Source organism: Micromonospora sp. 4G55, from assembly GCF_016803375.1.
In genome coordinates, this window is the sequence record NZ_JAEVHN010000082.1 from 1 (window position 1) to 16,174 (window position 16,174).

General features: G+C 68.2%; 13 protein-coding genes and 5 pseudogenes. 11 read left to right on the plus strand and 7 right to left on the minus strand.

Translation table 11 applies throughout. The features are described from left to right. Window positions 1-132 precede the first annotated feature (132 nt). A pseudogene (locus tag JNW89_RS10080) lies at window positions 133-816 on the plus strand (IS5 family transposase); the annotation flags it as partial. Here the strand turns inward: JNW89_RS10080 and JNW89_RS10085 are convergent. Then, window positions 793-1,938, minus strand: a pseudogene (locus JNW89_RS10085) (MFS transporter); the annotation flags it as partial. The pseudogenes JNW89_RS10080 and JNW89_RS10085 sit on opposite strands and share 24 nt — an antisense overlap. Between JNW89_RS10085 and JNW89_RS10090 the strand changes: the two are divergent. Then, a complete protein-coding gene (locus JNW89_RS10090) occupies window positions 1,937-2,248 on the plus strand; it encodes a response regulator transcription factor (RefSeq protein ID WP_238448686.1) in 312 nt (103 codons plus the stop codon). The pseudogene JNW89_RS10085 and the gene JNW89_RS10090 sit on opposite strands and share 2 nt — an antisense overlap. A gap of 241 nt (window positions 2,249-2,489) precedes the next feature. Here the strand turns inward: JNW89_RS10090 and JNW89_RS10095 are convergent, their stop codons facing one another. The 3 genes from JNW89_RS10095 to JNW89_RS10105 all read right to left on the minus strand — a co-directional run bounded on the left by JNW89_RS10095 (window position 2,490) and on the right by JNW89_RS10105 (window position 5,776). Continuing rightward, window positions 2,490-3,509: a medium chain dehydrogenase/reductase family protein gene (locus JNW89_RS10095; RefSeq protein ID WP_238448687.1), complete on the minus strand. Its 1,020-nt coding sequence runs from the start codon at window positions 3,507-3,509 to the stop codon at window positions 2,490-2,492. 364 nt (window positions 3,510-3,873) lie between these two features. Next, window positions 3,874-4,224: a hypothetical protein gene (locus JNW89_RS10100; RefSeq protein WP_238448688.1), complete on the minus strand. Its 351-nt coding sequence runs from the start codon at window positions 4,222-4,224 to the stop codon at window positions 3,874-3,876. Between the two features lie 718 nt (window positions 4,225-4,942). Next, window positions 4,943-5,776 carry an IS5 family transposase gene (locus JNW89_RS10105; protein ID WP_238448689.1) on the minus strand — a complete coding sequence of 278 codons (834 nt, stop codon included), beginning with the start codon at window positions 5,774-5,776 and terminating at the stop codon, window positions 4,943-4,945. Window positions 5,777-6,135: 359 nt separating this feature from the next. Here JNW89_RS10105 and JNW89_RS10110 point away from each other — a divergent pair. Then, window positions 6,136-6,555 (plus strand): annotated as a pseudogene (locus JNW89_RS10110) (transposase); the annotation flags it as partial. Between the two features lie 199 nt (window positions 6,556-6,754). Here the strand turns inward: JNW89_RS10110 and JNW89_RS10115 are convergent. Both JNW89_RS10115 and JNW89_RS10120 read right to left on the minus strand, forming a co-directional pair. Further along, entirely contained in the window at window positions 6,755-7,315 is a 561-nt protein-coding gene (locus JNW89_RS10115; protein ID WP_238448690.1) for a flavoprotein, read from the minus strand. Further along, window positions 7,312-8,658 carry a hypothetical protein gene (locus JNW89_RS10120; protein ID WP_238448691.1) on the minus strand — a complete coding sequence of 449 codons (1,347 nt, stop codon included), beginning with the start codon at window positions 8,656-8,658 and terminating at the stop codon, window positions 7,312-7,314. Before JNW89_RS10120 ends, JNW89_RS10115 begins: the two co-directional genes overlap by 4 nt. Before the next feature lie 597 nt (window positions 8,659-9,255). Between JNW89_RS10120 and JNW89_RS10125 the strand changes: the two genes are divergently transcribed. The 8 genes and pseudogenes from JNW89_RS10125 to JNW89_RS10160 all read left to right on the plus strand — a co-directional run bounded on the left by JNW89_RS10125 (window position 9,256) and on the right by JNW89_RS10160 (window position 15,470). Further along, window positions 9,256-9,465, plus strand: a complete 210-nt coding sequence (locus JNW89_RS10125) for a hypothetical protein (RefSeq protein ID WP_238448692.1) — start codon at window positions 9,256-9,258, stop codon at window positions 9,463-9,465. Beyond that, complete coding sequence (locus JNW89_RS10130) at window positions 9,462-9,668, plus strand: hypothetical protein (RefSeq protein WP_238448693.1); 207 nt, start codon at window positions 9,462-9,464, stop codon at window positions 9,666-9,668. The genes JNW89_RS10125 and JNW89_RS10130 overlap by 4 nt, the downstream gene beginning before the upstream one ends. 5 nt (window positions 9,669-9,673) lie before the next feature. Continuing rightward, on the plus strand, window positions 9,674-10,705 hold the full coding sequence (locus JNW89_RS10135) for a hypothetical protein (protein ID WP_238448698.1): 1,032 nt from the start codon (window positions 9,674-9,676) through the stop codon (window positions 10,703-10,705). Between the two features lie 11 nt (window positions 10,706-10,716). Further along, the gene (locus tag JNW89_RS10140) at window positions 10,717-11,739 is read left to right on the plus strand and encodes a thymidylate synthase (protein WP_238448694.1); all 1,023 of its coding nucleotides are present in this window, start codon (window positions 10,717-10,719) and stop codon (window positions 11,737-11,739) included. Continuing rightward, entirely contained in the window at window positions 11,736-12,260 is a 525-nt protein-coding gene (locus tag JNW89_RS10145; protein ID WP_238448695.1) for a nucleoside-diphosphate kinase, read from the plus strand. The genes JNW89_RS10140 and JNW89_RS10145 overlap by 4 nt, the downstream gene beginning before the upstream one ends. Beyond that, window positions 12,257-13,504, plus strand: coding sequence for a hypothetical protein (locus tag JNW89_RS10150; protein ID WP_238448696.1), 1,248 nt, complete (start codon window positions 12,257-12,259; stop codon window positions 13,502-13,504). The genes JNW89_RS10145 and JNW89_RS10150 overlap by 4 nt, the downstream gene beginning before the upstream one ends. Before the next feature lie 20 nt (window positions 13,505-13,524). Then, window positions 13,525-14,178: a 3'-5' exonuclease gene (locus JNW89_RS10155; protein WP_238448697.1), complete on the plus strand. Its 654-nt coding sequence runs from the start codon at window positions 13,525-13,527 to the stop codon at window positions 14,176-14,178. Window positions 14,179-14,602: 424 nt separating this feature from the next. Next, a pseudogene (locus tag JNW89_RS10160) lies at window positions 14,603-15,470 on the plus strand (IS5 family transposase). A gap of 342 nt (window positions 15,471-15,812) precedes the next feature. Here JNW89_RS10160 and JNW89_RS10165 read toward each other — a convergent pair. Continuing rightward, window positions 15,813-16,174: pseudogene (locus tag JNW89_RS10165) on the minus strand (hypothetical protein); the annotation flags it as partial.

The window sequence follows — 16,174 nt, forward strand, 5'->3', positions numbered from 1 at the left end:
GAGATCAGATGCCCTCTAAGTAGTTGATCTAGAGGCCGCGCAAATAGGTCAGCGAGGACCGGGCGGGTAGGAGACGGGCACAGACATCAGTGATCATGAAGGTTCCTACGCCTAGTGATCACTGGAACGCCTGTGCCCGCTGTCCCATCTTGGCTGAGCGACCCCTTGTGGGACCAGTTCGCCGCGTTGTTACCCGCACGACCCGCCACCGATCCGCGCCATCCGCTGGGCTGCCACCGCCGGCGCATCGCCGACCGGATCGTGTTCGACAAGCTCCTGCAAGTGCTGCGATTCGGCTGCTCGTATGAGGCCATCGCCGACTCGACCTGCTCGGCCACCACGATCCGCAACCGCCGCGACGAATGGATCAGCCTCGGGGTGTTCGCCCAGCTCAAGGCAATCGCGCTCGACGCCTACGACCGCATCGTCGGCCTGCTGCTCAACAACCTGGCCATCGACGGGTGCATCACCAAGGCCCCCGGCGGCGGCGAGGTCGCCGGCAGATCCCCGGTCGACCGCGGCAAGCAAGGCATGAAACGCTCGATGATGATCGAGGCCCGCGGTATCCCACTGGGACGCGTCCTGGCCGGCGCCAACCGCCACGATTCCCCACTGCTGGAACCCACCCTCGACCGGCTCCAAGACCTCGGTCACCTGCCTGACGACATCACCGTGCACCTGGACGCCGGCTACGACTCCGCCGCCACCCGCGACCTGCTCGCCGGACGCGGCCTGACCGGCGAGATCACCCGCACAGGCGTCAAAGCCCCTATCCAGGCCACCCAGCGGTGGCTAGTGCACCGGCACCTGCGCGGCCGCCTCCTCCTGGGCGCGTCGCTCGTCGCCGCTGAGGGTGTGCAGCGGCTTCTCCTTGATGAACAGCACGACGACCAGCGCGAGCAGCGCGATCGGCGCGGCCACCAGAAACAGGTCGGCTGTGGCGGTGCCGTACACGTCCTGCACGATGCGCAGCACCGGCTCGGGCAGGGTGGACAGGTCGGGCACCTCCGCGGAGCCGCCGCCGGTCGCCGCGGCCGGGCCGAGCTTCTCGGTCATCAGCGAGGTCACCCGGTTGGCCAGGACGGCGCCGAGCGCGCTGACCCCGATGGCCCCGCCCATGCTGCGGAAGAAGGTCAGCACGGAGGTGGCGGCGCCGAGCTCGTGGGCCGGCACGTCGTTCTGCGCGGCGAGCACGAGGTTCTGCATGAGCATGCCGACGCCGATGCCCAGCACGGCCATGTAGATCGACAGGACGACCACGCTGGTGCGGGCGTCGATGGTGCCCAGGAGCAGCATCCCGACGGTCATCACCGCGGCGCCGGCCACCAGGTAGGCCTTCCACCGGCCGAACTTGGTGATGAGCTGGCCGGCGATCGTCGACGAGACGAGCAGACCGAAGATCATCGGGAGGCTCATCAGGCCCGCGACGGTCGGCGACTTGCCCAGCGAGATCTGGAAGTACTGGGACAGGAAGACGGTGCCGCCGAACATCGCGACACCGACCAGCACGCTGGCGACCGTGGCCAGCGAGACCGTCCGGTTGCGGAAGATGTCCAGCGGGACGATCGGCTCCGCCGCCCGCGACTCGACGAGGACCGCCAGCGCCAGCAGGACCACACCGCCGGTGACCATTGCGGCCGTCCAGCCCGAGGCCCAGGCGAACTTGTTGCCCGCCAGGGACGACCAGATCAGCAGCGTGGAGACGCCCGAGGTGATCAGCACCGCGCCCAACCAGTCGATCTTCACCTTGCGGCGGACGACCGGCAGGTGCAGGGTGCGCTGCAGCAGGACGATGGAGAGGATGGTGAACGGCACCCCGATCAGGAAGCACCACCGCCAGCCCAGCCACGACGTGTCGACGAGCAGGCCGCCGATCAGCGGACCGGCGATGGTGCCGACACCGAAGACCGCGCCGAAGATGCCGGCGTAGCGCGCAATGCCGGGCAGCACCAGTAAAGACATCGCTGAAACGCTGAGCCTATCCGCCCGGACCGTAGAGAATCACCTCCAGCGAATCTATGCCAAACTTGGAATCGGAAGCCGACGGGAGCTTCGCGCACTCTTGAAAAGAAGGATCAGCCCCCGTGTGATGCACCGTAGCGGCCGCCCGAACGTTCCAGGGGGCGGCCCCTGTTCACGTGCCGTGGGCGCTCGCACGTCAGGGCCGCGAAGGCGGCGTCGACTGCGCCCAGCGGCAAGGCCGGTACCGCCAGGCCTTGGAACCGAAGACGCCGGTCATCCCGGCTGACCGGTTTCAGCCGGTCCCGACGCAGCAGCGGGCACTGGTCGACCTGTGGCTGCCACCCACCTTGGATTCCGTCCCTGCTACCCCAGTCCAGCCGGTGGTGACCGACGCTGAGCCACTCGGGTCGAGCCGCCGGCGGTGGAGTCGGGTGGGCCGGTGGAGTTCGACCGGGTGGTGCCGGCGTCGGACAACCTGATGGTGTGCCAACGCCAGTTCTGGATGGGCACGCATCGGGCCGGCATGCTCAGGGAATCAGGATGACCTTCCCGATGTTTCGGCGCTCTTGGATGCGAAGGTGTGCATCGGCAGCCTCGGCAAATGGGAACGCTCTATCGATGGTCGGTCTGATCTTGCCTTCGCGGTAGAGCTGGAGCAGCGTCAGCAGGTTCTCACGCAGCATGTCTATCTCACCCCAGAGGTGGCCCACATTGACGCCAGCGACCGCACGGTTCTTCTCCATCATCCCGAGTGGCGTGAATCGGGGGACGGAGATCGCCTGGGTAATGATGCGCAGAAGGTTTCGCCGTTCGCCAACAGACATGTTGGCGAACCCGAACGCGATGAGGCGGCCGGTCGGGCGGAGGAGGCCGTAGCCTTTGCGCCAGTCCCGTCCGCCGAGGGCGTCGAGTACCACATCGACACCTGTGCCTTTGGTGAGACGGCTCACTTCGACTGCATAGTCTTTGGTGCGGTAGTCGATGGGGTGCGTGCAGCCCTCGGTGCGGAGGACGTCGTGCTTAGAAGCTGAGGCGGTACCGAAGGTTACTACGCGGTCCACAGTCTTGCAGAGTTGGAGCGCGGCCAGGCCGACACCACCGGCGGCCATATGGACCAGCACCCTCTCGCCTGGACGGATCGCAGCGATCCGGAACAGCATGTGGTAAGCGGTGATGTAGTTGACTGGCAGTGCAGCCCCGTCTTCGAAGCTCATCTCCTGCGGCATCGGCACGACTTGCTCAGCCGGGACGCAGATCGCCTCCGCGTGCCCGCCGAAGCGGGGCAAAGCGATCACCCGCGTACCTGTTGCCAGGTCGGTTACCCCTTCACCTACGGCGTCAACCACACCCGCAACCTCGTACCCGACCACGCAGGGGGTTCTCGGCGCGTCAGGGTAAAGACCCATTCTCGCCATCACCTCTGCGAAGTTGAGACCAGCGGCCCGAACCCGGATGCGCACCTCGCCGAAGGCAGGCTCTGGATCTGGGGTTTCACGTACCTCCAACACCTCTGGGCCGCCAGCTTTCGTAATCCAAACAGCTCGCATCTCAACCTCCAGCCGCTCTCGAGATCACACTAGAACTGGACCCCAACAACATCGCCGCAGCCCGCAGTGGGAGTCCCTCGGCTCGATCTGGGCTAGCCAGAACTTCTGCCCCTTCAACGGAGCCGGCCCCCCGGGGGGGCCGGCTCCGTCGCAACTACCGCTGCGAGTATAGACAGTAATAGATGTCCGGCCCATGCAGGTAGGTGGCGTCCCAGCTCCAGACAGTCGATTGCGCTGGTCGTCAACCCCGCAGGCGTCGATGGGTGGTTGTTGCACGTCCGCTCAGGGGCGGCCGCGGGCCTGACTCGCAGTCTGCGACCATCGACCACCAGATTGCCACGGGCGGCAAGTGGAGCGTCGAGCGTCAGCGCACGAACAGGGTGTAACTTGGGACGAAGCCGGTCTGACAACGGAACGACACCCAAACCTTGTGCTCGACACCGTCGGTGCCGACCTGCTGGCATTCAGCCTGGGGGTCGGCGACTTGGTCGAAGGCCGCATTGTAAACCTTCATCTCGGCCGCGTATGCCTGGGTTCGCGGGCTGTAGGTGATAGTCAAGTCGTCGCCGGCGAAGCCAGACCTCACTGAGAACGACTCCCAAGCACCCGCGGCCTTTCCGGCCTCACCGATGACGGCCGCACGGCCGAAACCGTAGGTGCCCAGCAGCGCCGTGGTGGTTCCCGGAGTAGCCGCTTGAGCGGGGGTCGGAAACACCGTAGCCGCCGTGGCGCCAACTAGGACGAGAGCCTGAGCGAATGTGCGCATTATCCGGAGCCCTTTCTGAGGGCTGCGGGGATCTTCCCGCAGCACCGTGAGACAGCCGAGGGGATGTGTCGGTCGGCTCGAGAGAGGCTACGGAGCGCCAAGACCGAACGGTGCAATCAAGATCACATTATACGACTAACAAATTGTTAAGTAACAACTGGGACGTCCTTCGGTCGTCGGGAGAACCATCCGATTGGGGCTCCTCAACGTCGTCAAGGCTGGCGAACCCGCCGTCGCTGCGATACCCGCCAGAAGCTCGGTCCCTCGTCTTGAGGAACAAGCGTGGGAGCGCACGGGTCGAGCAGGACTCCTTCACCGCTGCATTCCTCATGCCCTGCGGCAGGGACCGCGCACGAGCAATCAGCCAACGTCGCCAGCGCTCGTAATCGCGGCGCGGGTGATGCTGTTGCGGTGTCGATAGCGCCGAGGACGGCGCGGATGTGGCTGGCCCGAACCGGACCCGCCCTGCGGTGGAGCACAGGTACTACACCTGCGGGTGAAGAAGCGAGGAGGGGGGCCCGGATCGCCGGCCGGCTCGACATCCCTGCGTCGACGTCTCACGCAATCCTGTTGCCGTACTGTCGCCGGCTGGCTCACGTCGAGCGGTGCACCGCCCGTCAGTCCGGGCGCTACGAACACGCTAAGAGCGTGTTTGAGATGGCCGTGATCAGGTCCAGGTGAAGGTGCGGCGGGATTGACGGCGTGCGGGTTGGCCGCGGGTGATGCGGCGGGTCATGCCGGCGATGGCGGCCCAGCGGATGAGCGCCGCGGTAACCTCGGGGTGGCGTTCGTAGTCGCGGGCGAGTCGGCGGCAGGCGGTGAGCCAGGCCAGGGTGCGTTCCACCACCCACCGGCGCGGATGCACGGCGAAGCCGCGCTGGTCGGTGGGCTTGCGGACGATCTCGAGCGTGGTGCGCAGGATGTCGCGGGTCCAGTCGACGAGTCGTCCGGTGAAGCCCTGGTCGGCGAAGACGTGTCGGATCGGGGTGGCCATGTAGGCGCTGAGCAGGGCGGCCTTCGCGCCGTCGCGGTCCTGCCAGCTCGCGGCCAGCACGGTCACCGTGACCAGCAGGCCCAGGGTGTCAGTGACGACGAACCGCTTGCGACCGTTGACCTTCTTCCCGGCGTCGTAGCCCCGGCTGTCTCGGCCGACGGTGTCGGCGCCCTTGACCGACTGGGAGTCGATGATCCCCGCCGACGGCTCCGGGGAGCGGCCCTGCTGCACCCGCGCCTTGATCCGAAGCGTGGTCAGGAGCTTCTCGGTCACGCCGGCGTCTTCCCACCGGGTGAAGTACCAGTACACCGTCTGCCACGGCGGTAGATCCGCTGGTAGATACCGCCACGGACATCCCGCGCGGACGACGTACAGGATCGCGTTGACGATCTCCCGACGCGGGTGCTTCTCCCGCCGCCCGTCCGTGTTCGGCTCCGGCAGCAGCGCCTCGATCAGCGCCCACTGGGCATCGGTCAGGTCGGAGGGGTAGCCACGACGAGCGGACATCCCGGCCACCCTGCCGGGCCGGATCGTCGATGTCAGGCCGCCACGCCGTCCACACCAGACGATCTCAAACACGCTCTGAGATCAGCGACGGGGCAGATCGGTGGGGCGAAGCGGCCACGGGCCGACATCCGGCTCGTCGAAATGCCGACCTCCCGGGGACTGGCTGCCCACCTGGCTGCCGCGACACCGGCCAGCCCGTCGGCCCCCGAGCCGCCTCAAGGTTGACGAGAACAGTCGCCGAGATCATCGAGTCTGTGCCGAAGCCGATGGATACCCGTCTGTTAGGGCAGCAGATGGCTGGGCAGGCCCGAGCCGAGGGTGTGGATCTGGTGGGTCCGGGCGGGTTGCCTTCCGGCTGGCAGCGCCGCCTGACCCGCGTCGACCACCTCGTGTTGTCGTTGACCGCCCGAGGTTTGACGACCGGGGAGCTTCGCGGCGCACTTCGATCAGGTCTACGGGGCGAGGGTCAACAAGGACCCGGTCTAGGATCATCGACAAGGTCGTCGAGGAGATGACCGAGTGGTGCCAACGGCCTCTCGACCGCGTGTATCCGGTGCTGTTCATCGACGCGATCATGGCCCAAGGTCCGGGATGGGCAGGTGGTCAAGCGGCCGGTCTACGTGGTCGTCGGGGTCACGGTCAACGGTGAGCGGGAACATTCTCGGGCTGTAGGCCGGCGATGGTGGTGAGGGCGCCAAGTTCTGGCTGTCGGTATTCACCGAAATCAAGAACCCGAGCGTGACGGCTTGAAGGGCCTGCCCGATGGGATCACCTCGCTGCGGTGAACAAGCAGCCGGACACCGACCCAAACTGGCTGCATCGCTACCCCGGCTGGTAACCGCCTAACCGTGCTGGGCCGGGAGCCGCTGACAGTCGGCAGCAACGCGGACCGTAGTCACCGGATCGGGGGGACGGGTGCGGTCGGCTGCCGTGGGTATGGCTTCCTGCGCAGAATGACGATTATGTGAGCACCGGGTTTCACCTGCTCGATCTCTCGCCGGCCAACCCGGTCGCCGCTTCGAACGCCGTCGTCCAGGGGAAGGCATTCTGGCGACTGTTGCCGCTGCCGGGTGGGTGTGGCTCCCATCCGTCGTCGGCCCCGAGAAGAATCCGGACGTGCTCATCGCGAAGGTTCGCCACGGCACGTTGGAAGGGTGTGCGGGTGGCCAGGGCGGCGTTGACGAACGGGACGACCACGGTGGGCACCCGCCGGCCGATTAGCTCGGCGACTGCGGTCATCGCATAGTTGTCGGCGATGCCAAGGGCGATCTTGTTGAGGGAGTTGTAGGTGGCGGGGGCGATGATGAGCGCGTCCGCGGCGGGGAGAGATCGGCTGGTGCCGGGGGAGGACCGGTAGGTGGACCGGACCGGGTGCCCGGTCAGCCGTTCTATCGTTTCTGCGTCGAGGAAGTCGAGGGCGCTGGGGGTGGCGGTGACCGCCGTTGTCCACGACTGGCGCGTCGCGGTGGTGACCAGTTGTGTCACGTCTGCGGCGGGGCCGGCAGCGCAGACGACGATTTGCAGGTGTCCGCTGGTCATACGCGGATCCCGGCGTGCTGGGCGAAGTCGAGGGCAGCACTGCGAACGCGCCCCCGGGTGAGGACTGCCAGGTCGCTGGCGATGCGCTGCACCGCTGGTCGGCACCGGATCTCCTCTGGTGCCACCTCGTACGCGTTGCGTAGCGCGTTCAGGCCGTGCTCGTAGCGTCCCCATTGCGTGTAGGCGCGGGCCACGTCGACGAACAGGGAGGCTCTGCGTTCGGCGAGGTCGATCTTGTCCAGCGGCACCTGGCGGGCGAGGGTGATGGCGGTGCCGGCGTCGCCCAGGGTCAGCGCGATGTTGACGCGGTGCAGCAGGACGTTGGTGGCACCGAAGCCGGTCCACCGGTCGTTGCCGTCGTAGCCGAGTCGATCGGCGGCATGGGAAGCCTCATCGAGCATGGCCTGCGCGTTGTCTCTGTTGTCGTCGCGGGCGGCGGCGATAGCACCGCGAAGCAGCAGTGCGCCGTACACGGCGACCGCGTCGGTCGACGCGAGTCCGCTGCCGCGTCGGAGGTGCTCGGCCGCGTCTTCGGCAAGCTGTCGCCCCTGGCTACCGTGGCCGTTGCTCATGAGGGCGTGGGTCATGATCCGGGCACTTGCAGCCATCGCCACCGGGTCCTGACTGCTCTCAGCGGCACGGGCGCTGCGTTCGGCGGCGACCAAGGCCATGCCTTTGTCGCCGACCTTGAGCAGCACGCTGCCGACGACGTGGTAGAGGTCGCTGGCCAGGGCGTCGACCTGCGTCCGCTGCTCACCCTCGGCCTCGGCACGAGTGGGTTCCACGGCGGGTAGCAGGGCCACAAGCCTGGCGAGAACCTGCTCGTAACGGCACGCCTGATAGTCGGTTTTCGCGGCGGCTACCTCCCGACCGAACTGCCGGATCGGTAAGGCAATTGGCTCGGGGCTGCAAGGTCGTGGTGCGACCAGTGCGTCGAGCAGAGCCGCGACGTTCGGCAGGGCGATGCCGCTGATCGTCACGCCGGTCAGGAGATCTCTGCGCCGCACGTCCCCATCCGAGTCGAAGTCGTGAATGCCGCCTTCGCCAGTATGGGTCTGCGTGTCCCTGACGGACAGCGTCGCGGGACCCGCAAGTGCACCACTGGTACCTCCCCTCACCATTGCTTCGAAGCGCTCCCGGACGTCCGAGGTGGCCCGCGCCAGGACCGTGTCGAGAGCGGCCTGCATGTCGGCCCTCAGATGGACCTTGTTGCCTTGGCTGCTCCACTTGGCCACCGTTCGCCGTGCCGCGCCCAGGTGCTCGGCGAAGCCGGTAACGCTCATCCGCAACGCCTGACGCAGAGCGTTTGCCTCCCGGCCGGTCCAGGTCGTCACCGCGGCCATCGCACGTCCTCTCAATGCGGACAGTCGTCCGGACGATCGTATCGGCACTTGGCGTGCTGGCAGGTGCACCGTGAGTGCACCGCCAGGACATCCCCAACGCTGCACTCACCGAGCGAACCTGACTGGGCTGGTGCGCCACTCTCGGCGAGTACGCGGCCGGCGCGCAATCGCAGCCTCTCGCCAGGGAGCTCGGGATGAATAACGGAAGCGCCGGGAGTCAAGAGCTGGCCTTGGCGCTTCGCCCGGTGCCGTCCCAGCCCGCTCCCTTACGCGTGCGAATGATGCCCCGCCTGCGTACCGCCAGGAGGGCTGCGTGGGTGGGTGATTGGCGGTCTGCTCCCGGCCGCTGTGGTGCGGCGGTGGGCTCGCCCTTCCCCCGGCGAGCCCGCCGCTCACCGTCTCTGATGGAGGTGCCGGCATGACGGTGTATGTCTCGCGTAGCGCGATGGCCGAGCGATCCCGGCTCCCTGAGCCTGCCTCAGGGTGCTTGCCGAAGCAGGTGGGGCCATTGGTGGAGCCGACCCACTTCTACCCGAGGGTCGGGCCGCTGATGACCCTTGGGCAGCGCACCCTCTACCGGGTGCCGGGGCGGCCCCGATGAGCGGCATCCTCGTCCACGCCATCACCGCCGCGATCACGGCCACGCCCAACTCGATCGCCCTCCTGCACCGGACGCCCGACCGCCGCCCTCACGCCAGGGTGTGCATCTCCTGCACCTCACCCAGGACCTGCGAGGAGAACGAATGGGCCGAGAGCTACCTCGCCCAGGTCGTCGCAGACGCCGCCGCCCGACAGTCGGCGTCATGACGGTCGTCGGCCTGTCACTGCCGCAGGCGACCGCGCAGGTGATCCTGCTGGCTCGCATTGTGGCCACCTATCACTGGCCGAACGCCTGCGGTCAGTGCCCACGCTGCGGCGTGGCCAACTGCCTCCCACTGCGCATCGCCCGAGACGTGCTGCAACGGCGATCCCGGCCGCCGGCGCCAATCCTGACGGGAGACCCTCGGTGAGGCGACTGGAAATCGGCTACAGCTGCTGGGGGTTCCTCGGCCCCGGCGTCGTTGACACCCCCGACGGCTCGCGCTCGTACCGGACCCCTCTGATAGACGCGCTGGAGATCGCAGGTCATCTGGTGACGCTGCTTCAGGCCAACCGGGACCTGGACGATGCCGGCCTCGACCTGCGCGACGCGTACGACTTCAACAGCGCCCTGCCCGACCTCGACGTCGTGATGTTCGAGTGGCGGTGGCCGCTGCCCGGCCGCAACACCACGGCCTGCGGCAGCCCCGGTCACCACTGTGACCTGCACCGACAGACCGAGCTGATCGAGCACTACACCCTCGCCGGCGTACCCACCATCATCTGGGACCTGGACCGACGGCTGCCCGCCTATGACCCGCTGCGCGCGCTGCGCAACGTGCGGGTGTGCGAGTTCGCCGCCCGACCCACACCGGGCGCGACCACCATTCTCTGCCCGGTGCCCGACTCCCGGCTCGACGCCGCCGACGCCTACGAGCTGGCGCAGCTTCACCGGCCTACGTCGTTGGTGTACGTCGGGAACCAGTACGACCGCGATGAGCACTTCGACCGGTACTTCGCGTCCGCCGCCGCGCGCGTGGGCCACCGCGTAGCGGGGAAGTGGACTCGCACCCAGGCGTGGCCGCACGTCAACTTCACCGGCCGGTGCGCGTTCACCGAGGTCGACCGGATCCACCGCGGTGCCCTGGCCACCGTGATGCTGCTGCCCGACCGGTACGCCGCCGTCGGCCACATCACCCAGCGGCTGTTCGAGGCGGTCCTCGCCGGCTGCGTGCCGCTCATGCCCGCCGACGTCGTCGACGGGCACCACTTCGTCCCCGACGAGCTCATCGTCGTCGACGGCAAAGACGTCGTCGAGCGGGTCGAGTACCTCCAGCGCATTGCCGGAACCGTCACCCACGCCGGGCTGATCTACCAGTGCCTGCGCTACCTCGACCAGATGCGGCTGTCCCGCCAGGCAGCCGTCTTCCAGCAGGTCATGACCGACCTGATGTCCACCCCCGAGTGAGGGAGACGCCCATGGTCTTCGGACCCGAGTTCGGCAGCTTCCAGCCGGCGTACCTGGCCGTGCTGCGGGAGATCGCCACCAGGCACCGCTTCGACACCTGCGGGCGAGGTAAGGACGCCCTGGAGATCATCAACGCCAGCTTCACCATCACCGACCCCGTCGACCGGATCGTCTACCTCGCCGCCCGCAAGGCCAACGTCGTGTTCAACCACGCCGAGGCCCTGTGGTACCTGACCGGCCGCGACGACGTCGACATGATCTCCTACTACGCGCCGCAGCTGCGTAAGCTGTCCGCCGACGGCGCCCGGCTCACCGGCACCGCCTACGGGCCCCGCCTGTTCCGGCCCGGCCAGCCCGACGCGTACAGCCAGTTCCAGCGGGTGGAGCGGCTGCTCGGCGACGACCCTGATACCAAGCGCGCCGCCATGGTGATCATGCGCCCCGACGAGCTGGTCGACCCCGTCAACCCGGACGTGGCCTGCACCCTCGGCCTGCAATTCCTCCTTCGGAACGGGCAGCTGCACATGTCGGCCTACATGCGCGGCAACGACGCCGTCATTGGCCTGCTGGGCGACACGTTCGCGTTCACCTTCGTCCAGGAGTTCACCGCCCGCCGCCTCGGCGTCGGCGTCGGCACGTACGCCCACCACGTCGGCTCGATGCACATCAACAAGCTGGACGTGGACAAGGTCGACGCCATGCTGGCCGAGGCGACCGGTCCGCTGCCGAACCGCCGCTTTCCGGTCGACCAGATGCCCGCCACGAGCTGGGAGATCATCCGGGAGGTCGCGGCATGGGAGCAGGTGCTGCGCGATGACCGCGACCAGCTCACTCCCGGCCGGCTGACCACGGTGCGCGTCGATCCGTACTGGCGGCGGGTGCTGGCGCTGTTCGAGTTCTACCGGCAGATCGTGCACAACCCCGGCAAGCCCGTCAGCCGGGACATCCTCGCCGAGCTGCACCCCGGGCACTGGTGGCTGGTGGCCAACCGGTGGCCCGAGCGGGTGCCCGCCTTCCCCGGCAGCTGGGCATGACCGACGACACCGCCGCCGTCGACTGGTCCCGCTGGACCGTCATCCTGCTCAAGCCCGACTGCGTCCGCCGCGGCCTCGTCAGCGAGGTCCTCGAATGGATGCAAGGGCTGGTCACCATCGTCGACTCCCACACGGTGATCCCCACCGAAGACCAGGTGTTCGCCCACTACGACGACATGCTGCCCCTGTCCGAGCAGCTCGGCCGCGACGTGCCCGCAGAGCTGCGGCGCATCTTCATCGGCAACCGGGTCGTCGTCGCCCTCGGCTACGGCGAGAACGCCGCCGAGCGGGTACGCGCCGTCGTCGGCGTGACCGACCCGGCCAGGGCCCCCAGCACCACCGTGCGGGGCCGCTACGCCAAGGACACCCTCGACAAGGCGGTGGCCGAGGGCCGCCTGGTCGACAACCTCATCCACACGTCCGACCACAGCGGCGTGGTCGAACGGGACTTCGGCATCTGGTACGGACCCCAGCGCACGCACCTGCTGCGCCCACCCGCCGCCCGAGGAGGCGCCCGATGACCCAGGTCCCCGTCCAGATCAGTCCTGGCCCCCGCCAGCTGAACCTCATGCCGGCCGCCGAGCAGGCCCGCCTCGACCCCTACATGCAGCTGATCGTCGGCTACCGCAAGTCCGGGCTGTCGCTGAACCACATCGTCGGCTGCCCGCTCGACTGCGGGTACTGCGTCCGCCACTTCTGGGGCAACTTCGACGACAAGATCCCGACGCTGCTGGTGCCCACGCAGGAGGCGATCGAGCTGCTGATCGGGCACGAAGCGTTCCGGCCGCACGTCACCCCGATCCAGCTGTTCAACAAGGCCACCGACCCGTTTTTGCCCGGCGTGAAACCTCACCTGTTCCAGGTTCTACGCGCCCTCGACGAGCGCGGGTATACCAACCAGGTCCTCATCATCACCCGGTTCAAGGTCACCGGCCAGGACATGGAGATCCTGGAGTCGCTGCGCCACCTGAAGGTGACCCTTCTCTTTACCTACTCCGGCATCCAAGACGACCGGGTCGAGCCGATCACGAAGAGCGCCATCACGATCAACTCGATCTACACCGCGCTCGCCCACAAGAAGCGCACCGGCGTGGTGCTGTACTGGCGGCCCATCGTCACCGGCTGGAACACCGCCCCCGAAACCATCAACCACGTCTTGGAGGTCGCCGGCGACGTCGACGCCGCCGTGTTCACCGGCTACTACCACAAGCCGGAGAACGCCGCCTACCTGCGCCAGCTCGGCGTACAGGTGCCGTACGGCGACGACTACGCCCGCCGCAAGACCCTCCCGCGCGAGATCGACGAGCTGATCGTCGGCGCGTGGAAGGCGTCCGGCATCAAGACCCCGCTGTTCCGCAAGACCAGCTGCGGCGTCTCCTACGCCCACGACGTGGCTGACTACAACGGCCACTGGGGCGTCAACGAGCTGTGCAACATCTGCCCCGCCACGCAGAGGCAACTCTGCATCGACGACTACCGCGACCCCACCGAGCAGGAGGTCAAGGACGTACTCGACATGCTCGGGTACGACAGCCCCGTCCTGGTGGAGCCCGGCCACGTGTGGACCCACGGCTTGGGCGAGCAGAAGCGGTACGCCGTGCAGCACCACCTGCGCCACCAAATCTGGGAGGCGAATCAGCCGCATTTCCCCGGCGCCCACGGCCGCCAGCTCCTCGGCCACGAGGTCGATCCCCACCAGGCAGAAAGGTTCGCCGCGGTCCGGGCGGAACTCGTCGATGCCGTGAAGTATGGAGACGACGACTAACCCAGAATGGGGGAGGAAGCATGACCGGCAGCCCGAGCGACCCCTGGACCACCGCCAGCCTGGTCGTCATCGACCTGGAAGGCACCGGCGCCCAGGACCGCGACGACGAAGCGATCCTCGAGATCGCGCTCGTCCCGCTCGTCGCCGGGCTGCCGGACATGCCCACCAGCTACACCACCCTGATCAACCCCGGCCGGCCCATCGGTCGCCGCCCGTGGCTCTCACCCGGGCTCACCGACGCCGCACTGCGCCGCGCCCCCGCCCTCGCCGACATCGAGCGGCACCTCGCCGACCGAATCAACGGCCGCTACCTCGTCGGCCACAACGTCACCGTCGACTGGCGGCTCCTGCACCGCCAGCTCCCGGCGCTCCGGCCAGCCGGCCTCATCGACACCCTGCGCCTCGCGAAGGCACTCACAACCGGCCGCTCCCGCGCCCTGACCGCGCTCATCCACGAGCTGGGGCTCACTGGCCGGGTCAACGCGGCCGCACCCGACTCGCAGCCGCATCGCGCGCTGTGGGATACCGCCGCGGTGGCGCTACTGCTATCCGAGCTCGTCACCCGCCGGTGGCCCACCGCGCCTACACTCGGAGAACTGCTCGCCGAAGCCAGTCTCCCCCTGAACGCCGAGAAGCAGCCCACCGCCGCGGAACCTCAGTCTGCCCTCTTCTGAACCCTGCGCCGCCGGCACCCGCCCCGCCGGGCAGATCGGTTCGCGGTCGTTCCGGGGAAGACCCCCGCCGTGCGGCAGTGCAACTCCCAGCCGGACCCCTCCATCCGGGACCCCCGCGCGTGCGGGGACGACTATTGCTCCATGTCCTCACGCCAGTAGCGGCCCGGAAGACCCCCGCGCGTGCGGGGACGACCGCCGTGGGCGACGTCGACAGCCCGGTGTGGACGGATGCCTCGCCGGTCGCCCGTCCGTGCAGCCCGGATAGCGTCGGCGCGCCGGCGGGCTGTTCCTCGGCGTCGGAGTCATGATGGCGCTGGTCACGCCACTGATGTTCCGCCTCATCCTCGCCGTCATCACTGCGGCGATCGTCAACGATCAGGCCGCCGGCATCCTCGGCGTCACCTACGCCGTCGCTCGCGATCTGGTGGGCGGCGAGGTTGTGGAACCGCCTCATCCGACCCGAGGGGAGCACGCTCGACGCCGACCGGGAGGTTCTCGGGGGCGGTGGCGGGATCACCGTCAGGTCATCAATGGGGTTTTGTGGAAGCTGCGCACGGGTGCGCCGTGGCGTGACCTGTCGGAACGGTATGGGCCGTGGAAGACCTGCCATGAACGCCTGCGCCGCTGGACGGCGGACGGCACGTGGGATCGGATCCTGGCCGCCGGCGCAGGTCCACGACGACGGCACACCGGTGCAGTGGACGATCAGCGTGAACTCGTCGATCGTGCGGGCGCATCAGCATGCCGCTGGCGCCCGCAAAAAGGGGCTCCGCAACAAGTGCGGCGACGCCTGGTGCGCAAGATGGTGAGGCCATCGGCCGATCACGAGGCGGGTTAAGCACGAAGATCCACCTCGCCGTCGACGGACGCGGCCGGCCGCTGTCGATCCTGCTCACCCCAGGCCAGGCCGGCGATAACCCGCAACTGTTGGCCCTGCTGGACGCGATTCGGGTCACCGAGCCCGACCCCGGCCGGGCCCCGCAAGCGTCCCGAGGTGCTGATCGCGGACAAGGGTTACGCGCACGACTCGACCCGCCGGGCGCTGCGGCAACGCGGAATCCGGCACGTCATCCCCGAACGGTCCGACCAGGTCGCCCGCCGGGCCGCCAAAGGCAGCGCCGGCGGGCGGCCACCAGCCTTCGACACGGCGATCTACAAGAAGCGCAACGTCGTGGAACGCTGCTTCAACCGGCTCAAACAGTGGCGCGACCTGGCCCACCCGCTACGCCAAACGCGCATCCATTTACCGCGCCAGCCTCGTGCTCATCGCCGCCATCATCTGGCTTCGATGACCGACACCGCGGGCCCTAACGCAGCAGGCGTCTGACAAGGGAGGCACCGGAATCGGTGTAGCCGTGCCGGCTATAGAAGCGCACCGCACCGGTGTGGGCGTCGCACCCCGCGAAACCGGCACCGCGTCCGGCCTGCTCAACAGCTCACGCCAGATCGGCGCCTCGAACTGCGGCACCCAGGTCCACTACTGCGCTACGGCGTCACCGTACGGCCGGCCGACCTGCTCGACACCGGCGGGCTGGCCGCCCTGGTGGCCGGCCTGCCGGAGGCGGCGTCCCCGGCGTAAGGCCCGCGTGCCATTGCCCTTCCGGCGCCGCGGTAGGCAACCCTGGCGGTTCGGCTCAGGGTCGGCAGGGTTCCCGTCGCAATGCCGGGTCGGGCTGGTCGGCGGCATGCCATACCGGATTGAGTGCTAACGGCAGGGCTGGTGCCTGCCACGCTCCGGCGACCCGCTGGAGGGCCGAGTATTCCCAACGGAGCAGGTTGCTTGGCGGCTTGCCGGTGAGGTGATCGGCCAGGTGGCGCAGTCCGGCCGGCCCGTCGATCAGATGGCCATGGAAGCCGGCCATTTGGATCACGGGAATCTGGGCGTTGAGCTCCGCCGGGACCGTGATGGCATCGACAATCGGCAGTAGCGCGATCATCCGCACGCCCGGCACCGGACAGAGCAGGCGGTTGCGGTAGAACGGCGCGTCGTTCAGCA

Coding starts and splice junctions, on each gene's coding strand:
- JNW89_RS10090 (WP_238448686.1), top strand. CDS start 1,937: ATGCCGGGCAGCACCAGTAAAGACATCGCTGAAACGCTGAGCCTATCC.
- JNW89_RS10095 (WP_238448687.1), bottom strand. CDS start 3,509: ATGCGAGCTGTTTGGATTACGAAAGCTGGCGGCCCAGAGGTGTTGGAG.
- JNW89_RS10105 (WP_238448689.1), bottom strand. CDS start 5,776: ATGTCCGCTCGTCGTGGCTACCCCTCCGACCTGACCGATGCCCAGTGG.
- JNW89_RS10115 (WP_238448690.1), bottom strand. CDS start 7,315: ATGACCAGCGGACACCTGCAAATCGTCGTCTGCGCTGCCGGCCCCGCC.
- JNW89_RS10120 (WP_238448691.1), bottom strand. CDS start 8,658: ATGGCCGCGGTGACGACCTGGACCGGCCGGGAGGCAAACGCTCTGCGT.
- JNW89_RS10125 (WP_238448692.1), top strand. CDS start 9,256: ATGAGCGGCATCCTCGTCCACGCCATCACCGCCGCGATCACGGCCACG.
- JNW89_RS10130 (WP_238448693.1), top strand. CDS start 9,462: ATGACGGTCGTCGGCCTGTCACTGCCGCAGGCGACCGCGCAGGTGATC.
- JNW89_RS10140 (WP_238448694.1), top strand. CDS start 10,717: ATGGTCTTCGGACCCGAGTTCGGCAGCTTCCAGCCGGCGTACCTGGCC.
- JNW89_RS10145 (WP_238448695.1), top strand. CDS start 11,736: ATGACCGACGACACCGCCGCCGTCGACTGGTCCCGCTGGACCGTCATC.
- JNW89_RS10150 (WP_238448696.1), top strand. CDS start 12,257: ATGACCCAGGTCCCCGTCCAGATCAGTCCTGGCCCCCGCCAGCTGAAC.
- JNW89_RS10155 (WP_238448697.1), top strand. CDS start 13,525: ATGACCGGCAGCCCGAGCGACCCCTGGACCACCGCCAGCCTGGTCGTC.